Genomic DNA, 6,761 nt, shown 5'->3' with positions numbered 1-6,761 from the left:
GCGGCGCAGCAGACCATCGCCGTGACGTGGTCGGTGAGAAGCTCACGGTCGGTGCGCGGGGGCTGGAGCGGGAAGAGGGGGAGCGCGCCTCCGTCCCACAGAGCACCCGCGTCGAGTCCCTGGCCGGGCGTCGCCGGGCCGACGGGGGTCGAGGGCACGGCCTCGCTCTCCTCACGGGCCAGCTCGGCACCGAGACGGGCTGCCAGGGCGGCGCTGCGGGGGTTCGGGGCGAGGTCGGCGGCGCCGGTGTCCTCGGCCTCGTGGGCGGAGGGGGCGAGGTCTTCGAGGGGCGGGGCGGTGGGGGCTGAGGGCGCGGGGGGTGGCTGCGCGGCGGTCGGGGGTTCGGTCGTCGTGGGTGCGGGGGCGGTCGGGGCCGGTGAGGCTATGGGGGTCTCAGGGAACTTCGGAGTCTCCGCAGGGCTCGGGGGCGCCGGAGCATCAGAGGCAGCGGTGTCCACGTCCCTCGGGGCTTCCAGGGTGGTCGGTGCCTGCCCAGTGGCCTGGGCGTTCCGCGCGTTCTGGGCCTCCAAGCCATCCGGAGCTTGCGCGGTGTCCACGTCCCTCGGAGCTTCCAGGGGGTTCGGCGCCTGCCCAGTCGCCTGGGCGTTCCGCGCGTCCTGGGCCTCCGGGGAATCCAGGGACGCCCGGGCACCCAAAGCTTCCGTGGCGCCCACGGCCTCCGGGTCGTCCAAGCTCTCCGGGACCTCCCGGGCGTCCGTGGCGGCCGGGGCGTCCATGGTCGCCGGAGACTTCGACGCCTCTGCAGTGGCCGGGACATCCAGGGCCTCCGAGGCCTTCGAGGTCGCCGCGTCCGGGGCCTCTCCGGGCGCCGACGGGTCCAGGGCCGCCTCCGGGAGGAGGGCGGCCGAGTGGAGGTGTTCGGCCCAGGTGGGGGCTGTGCAGGGCGTGCCCGCCGCTCCCGTCAGGTGGTCCAGTACCCGGGCCAGTGTCGGGCCGTCGGGGGCCTGGGTCGCGGGGTCGGGGGCGCGGCGGACGCCGAGGGCGTCGAGGACGCGGTGGAGGCGGGCCGCGTCGGTGCGCCATTTGCGGTCCACGACCTCGTCCGGGTACTCCCGCCAGTCCACCGGGGACCAGCCGGGGCCGGGCTCAGGGGGGCCGCCGTGGAAGAGGCGGGCGGCGAGGAGCGAGGCGGCTTCGTCGACCGCGCCGGGCTCTTCGAGGAGGTCGCAGGCGGGGCGCTCTCCGAGGCGGGAGGCGAAGCCCTCGGCCAGCCGGTCACGTCGGGACAGTTCGGTGAGGGCCGCGACGACGCCCGCGTCCAGCCGGGACGGCCAGCGGCCCATCCGCCAGGCGGGCAGCGCCACGCGCGTGAGGAGGCGGTCCCAGCCCGCGTACGCCAGGCCCACCTGCTCCTGCGCGACGATCCGCAGTCCGTAATCCACAGCCTGTGCACGCTCGGCGGCCGCCGCGGCCACCCCCCGCTCCATCTCCGCCGCATGGACCTGGCAGCCGCGCAGGAGCAGCCGAGCGACCCAGCCGATGCCGGCGCAGACCAGGCGCACGCCCGGACAGCGGCCGCGGTCGGCGGAGACGGCCACCGCGGCGTCCAGCCCCCGCACGAACCGCCGGGCCGCCGCTATGTCGGGGTGTGCGGAGGGTCCCGTACCCGCCACGACCGGTGCGAGGACGGCGCGCAGCTCGCCCACGCGCATCCACCACAGGAACGGGGACCCGATGACGAGGACGGGCGCGGCATGCGAACGACGATGCGGGTGCCGGTGGGCAAGGCCCGGGCCGGCTATCTCGTCGCCGTCCCGGGGCGCGGGCGGGCCGTGCGCCGGGTGGGTGCGGTCCTCCAGCCAGCTGTCGCAGTCCGGGGTGAGCGCTATCGCGGAGGGCGCGGGGACGTCGAGCCGGTCGGCGAGGTCGCGCACCATCCGGTACAGGTCGGGGGCCGCGCTCTCGGCGATCGCGACGGTGGGGCTGACGGCGGGGCGAGCACGGGCGACGACCAGGGCGACGACACCGGCGGCGAGCAGGACGAGGAACGCGAGCGCGGAGACGGTCCAGCGGGCGACGTCCCAGCCGGAGCCCATGAGGTGCTCGGTGGAACCGCCCGCCAGCAGGATCACGGCGGCCGCCGCGGGCAGCAGCGCGACCGCCAGCGCCCGGTTGCGGATACGCAGCACACCCAGCGCCCGGGCCCGTGCGGCCTGTGCGCCCGCCTCCATTCCCATACCGGTCACCTCCGGACCTCATCCCCTCCCGGCAGTCCTGGATGTCCTGACTCTGCTGGTCCTGCTCACTCCCCCACTGTGGCACCCGCCACTGACATCGCAATGCCGATGGGCCAAGTGCCGGAACGCTTGCGCCGCACCCTAGTTGGCCCTTCGACGCCCGTCAGCCGGATGGGACACCGCTCACTCGATGGAATGGCTTTGGGGAGAGGTGGATGACGGTGGGCAAGGGAAAGGCCCCGGGTCCCCTTGGGGACCCGGGGCCTGCTCAAAAGCCTGTTCAGCAGCCTGTTCAGCAACCTGTTCCTCGGCGTGGGCGTGTCCCAGGCGTCCTACGCGCCCGCCGCCTTCGCCGCGATGTCCGTACGGTGCTGGGAGCCGTCGAGACCGATCCGTGCGACGGAGCGGTACGCCCGCTCACGGGCCTGAGTGAGGTCCTTGCCGGTCGCCGTGACGGACAGGACGCGGCCGCCCGCGCTGACCACCGCCTCGCCGTCGCGCTTGGTGCCGGCGTGCAGGACGTACGCGTACGGGGCGTCCTGGGCGGCCACCTCGTCGAGTCCGGTGATCGGGTCGCCGGTGCGCGGGGTGCCCGGGTAGTTGTGCGAGGCGACGACCACGGTGACGGCCGCCTCGTCGCTCCAGCGCAGGGGCGCGAGGTCGGCGAGGTTGCCGGTGGCGGCGGCCATCAGGAGCCCGGCGAGCGGGGTCTTCAGGCGGGCCAGGACGACCTGGGTCTCCGGGTCGCCGAAGCGGGCGTTGAACTCGATGACCCGCACGCCCCGGCTGGTGATCGCGAGTCCGGCGTAGAGCAGGCCGGAGAAGGGGGTGCCGCGGCGGCGCATCTCGTCGACGGTCGGCTGGAGCACGGTCTGCAGGACCTCGTCGACCAGCTTCGGGTCGGCCCAGGGCAGCGGGGAGTACGCGCCCATGCCGCCGGTGTTGGGGCCCTCGTCGCCGTCGAGCGCGCGCTTGAAGTCCTGCGCGGGCTGGAGCGGGACGACCGTCTCGCCGTCGGTGACCGCGAAGAGGGAGACCTCCGGGCCGTCGAGGAACTCCTCGATGACGACACGCTCACAGGCGGCCGCGTGCGCCTTCGCGGCCTCGACGTCGCTGGTCACGACGACGCCCTTGCCGGCGGCCAGGCCGTCGTCCTTGACGACGTACGGGGCTCCGAAGGCGTCGAGGGCCTCGGCCACCTCGTCGGGGGTGGTGCAGACGTAGGAGCGGGCGGTCGGCACACCGGCCGCGGCCATCACGTCCTTGGCGAACGCCTTGGAGCCTTCCAGCTGCGCGGCCTCCTTGGACGGGCCGAACACCGGGATGCCCGCCTCACGCACGGCGTCGGCGACCCCGGCGACGAGCGGGGCCTCCGGGCCTACGACGACGAGGTCGGCGCCCAGCTCCCCGGCCAGCGCGGACACGGCTCCGCCGTCGAGGGCGTCGACCTGGTGCAGCTCGGCGACCTCGGCGATGCCGGCGTTGCCGGGGGCGCAGTGCAGCGCGGTGACGGCGGGGTCGAGGGACAGTGAGCGGCACAGGGCGTGTTCGCGGGCGCCGCTGCCGATGACGAGGACGTTCACGGGGGTCAGCCTAACCGGCTGGGCGTGCGGTGCTTTGTGCGGGCTTCCGAAGGGGGCGGAGTCGGGAAGCTGTGCGTTCCTCCAAAGCCGTGTGCTCGCCCCCTACTCGTTCGTGAACTCCTCGACCACCGTCGCCCCCAGCTCCCGCACGATCAGTTCGTGGCCGGAAAGCGCGCTCTCGTTGAGGTCGGGGTCGTCGTCCTCGGGGATGTCGTCCTCGGGGGCCACGTGTTCCGGAGCGGAGGAGGGTGCGGGGGTGGGGGTGGAGACGGGGGCGGGGGCCGACGGGGGCGTGGACTGAGCCGGGGCCGGGGTGGGAGCGGTCGGCGCGGGCGCGGGCGCCGGCTGGGATGCCGTACCGCCACCGCCGTAACCGCCGGAGTTGCCGTACCCCCCGGAGGCGCCGTAGCCGCCCGGGTTTCCGTAGCCGCCGGCCGGGGCGCCGCCTCCGCCGAAACCGGCGGGGCCGGACGGGCCCGGGGAACCCCCGAAGCCGCCGGTCGGCGGGGGCGCCGAGCCGCCGCCGGACGGGTCGACGATCGCCTCGATCTTCCACTGGACGTTGAACTGCTCGGTCAGCGCCTGCCTCAGCACGTCCTCGCTGCCGCTGCTCGCGAAGTTGTCGCGGGCGCCGGCGTTGACGAAGCCGAGTTGGAGGGTGGTGCCGTCGAAGCCCGCGACCTGGGCGTTCTGGCTGAGCAGGATCCAGGTGAAGCGGCGGCGGTTCTTGACCGCCTCCAGGATGTTGGGCCAGAGCGTGCGGGGGTCGAGGCCGCCGGCGGGGGGTGCGTAGGCGGCGGCCGCCTGGGCGGGAGCAGGAGCGGGACTGGGAGTAGGGGCAGGGGCCGGCGTGGCCGCGGGGGTTGCCGGGGGGCGGGCGCCGCCGCCCGCGGGGGCGGCCGCGGGGGGGGGGGGCGGGGGGGGTGGCGGGGGGGCGGGCGCCGCCGCCCGCGGGTGCGGCCGTGGGCCAGCCACCGGGCCGACGTCCGCTGCCCGCGGTGGCGGCGGTGGGCCAGGCGCCGGGCGCGGAAGCCGCGGGGACGGGAGCGGGGGCGTCGGCTGGGGGCGCGGGGGTCGCGGCGGGAGTGGGAGCGGGGGCCGGCGCGGGTGCGGGTGCGGGGGCAGGGGGCGTAGAGGCGGGAGCCGTAGGGGTGGCGGGGGGCTGGGGGGCCGGCGCAGCGCCCGCGGCCGGGCCCCGTACCGCCGCCCGGGCCGCCGCGGCACCGCCGCCCGGCGGGATCGGCGCGTCCGCGACGGGAGCCGCCGCTCCCCCGTGCGCCTCCGGGCCGGGCACGTATCCCATGGCCGGCATCCCGGCGGGGGCGCCCGCGGAGAAGTTGACGCCGCGCTCGATGCGGTCGAGGCGGGCCATGACGGAGCGCTCGTCGCCGTAGGCGGCGGGCAGCAGGACGCGGGCGCAGATGAGCTCGAGCTGGAGGCGGGGCGAGGTGGCGCCGCGCATCTCGGTGAGGCCCTCGTTGACCAGGTCGGCGGCGCGGCTCAGCTCGGCGGCGCCGAAGACGCCGGCCTGGGCCTGCATGCGCTCGATGACGTCGGCGGGGGCGTCGATGAGCCCCTTGTCGGCGGCGTCCGGGACGGCGGCGAGGATCACCAGGTCCCGGAGCCGCTCCAGCAGGTCGGCGACGAAGCGCCGCGGGTCGTTGCCCCCCTCGATGACACGGTCCACGACCTCGAAGGCGGCGGCACCGTCACCTGTGGCGAACGCCTCGACGACGGAGTCGAGCAGCGAGCCGTCGGTGTAGCCCAGCAGGGAGGTGGCCATGGCGTACGTCACACCGTCCGCCCCGGCGCCGGCGAGCAGCTGGTCCATGACGGACATGGAGTCACGCACGGACCCCGCGCCCGCGCGCACGACGAGCGGCAGCACGCCGTCCTCGACGGGGATGTCCTCCTTCTGGCACACCTCACCCAGGTAGTCCCGGAGGGTGCCCGGCGGCACGAGCCGGAAGGGGTAGTGATGGGTCCGCGACCGGATCGTCCCGATGACCTTCTCGGGCTCGGTGGTGGCGAAGATGAACTTGAGGTGCTCCGGCGGCTCCTCGACGACCTTCAGGAGCGCGTTGAAACCCGCCGACGTGACCATGTGGGCCTCGTCGATGATGTAGATCTTGTAGCGGCTGCGCGCCGGCCCGAAGAAGGCCTTCTCCCGCAGGTCACGGGCGTCGTCCACACCACCGTGCGAAGCGGCGTCGATCTCGATGACGTCGATGGAACCGGGTCCGTTGCGCGCGAGGTCCCGACACGACTCGCACTCCCCGCAAGGGGTCGGCGTGGGCCCCTGCTCGCAGTTCAGGCACCGGGCCAGAATGCGCGCGCTGGTCGTCTTGCCACACCCACGCGGCCCGCTGAACAGGTACGCGTGATTGACCCGGTTGTTCCGCAGCGCCTGCTGCAGCGGGTCGGTGACATGCTCCTGCCCGATGACCTCGGCGAACGACTCCGGGCGATAGCGGCGGTACAGCGCGAGAGACGACACGCATACGAGGTTATAGGCGCCCACTGACAACCGACCCCGGCCCAGCTCAGCCCGGGAACCCGGCCGAGCTCGACCCGCGAACCTGCCCCGGCTCGCCCTGGGAGGAACCCGGCGCAGCTCGCGGGAACCCGGCCCGACCCGCTGCCCGGCTCGGACCCGCGAATCCTTCCCGCCCGATCCGAGAAGCAGCCCCGGCTCGACCCGGGCGACCGCCCACGCTCACGCCGGGGAAACGCAAGCGCCCCCCACGCACCCGCCAGAGCCGACCTACCCTTGCTGCCTTCCGGCCCTGGGGGAGTTCAGTCAGATAGCGCCGCGTGAGGGGCTGCGCCAAGGTTACCTGATGCCGGGGGCAGGGAACGAGTTCGCGAGCACTCCTCTCGGTCATGTAATGTTTCCGGCGGAGGATTCGCCTAGAGGCCTAGGGCGCACGCTTGGAAAGCGTGTTGGGGGCAACCCCTCACGAGTTCGAATCTCGTATCC

General features: G+C 74.8%; 2 protein-coding genes, 1 other RNA gene and 1 pseudogene. All 4 read right to left on the bottom strand.

From position 1 onward, the window contains the following. A partial coding sequence (locus ACPT94_RS42040; protein ID WP_425248149.1) for a hypothetical protein occupies positions 1 to 2,198 on the bottom strand: 2,198 nt, incomplete at its 3' end. A gap of 332 nt (positions 2,199 to 2,530) precedes the next feature. Continuing rightward, a complete protein-coding gene (gene purD, locus ACPT94_RS42035) occupies positions 2,531 to 3,781 on the bottom strand; it encodes a phosphoribosylamine--glycine ligase (RefSeq protein ID WP_425247906.1) in 1,251 nt (416 codons plus the stop codon). Positions 3,782 to 3,883: 102 nt separating this feature from the next. Continuing rightward, positions 3,884 to 6,278 (bottom strand): annotated as a pseudogene (locus ACPT94_RS42030) (DNA polymerase III subunit gamma and tau). 231 nt (positions 6,279 to 6,509) lie between these two features. Continuing rightward, an RNA gene (gene ffs / locus ACPT94_RS42025) (signal recognition particle sRNA small type) lies at positions 6,510 to 6,608 on the bottom strand. Between the last annotated feature and the right edge of the window lie 153 nt (positions 6,609 to 6,761).

The organism is Streptomyces aurantiaciflavus (genome assembly GCF_049808595.1).
In the GTDB taxonomy this organism is placed as follows: Bacteria; Actinomycetota; Actinomycetes; order Streptomycetales; family Streptomycetaceae; genus Streptomyces.
This window is presented reverse-complemented; position numbering and strand designations above follow the sequence as displayed.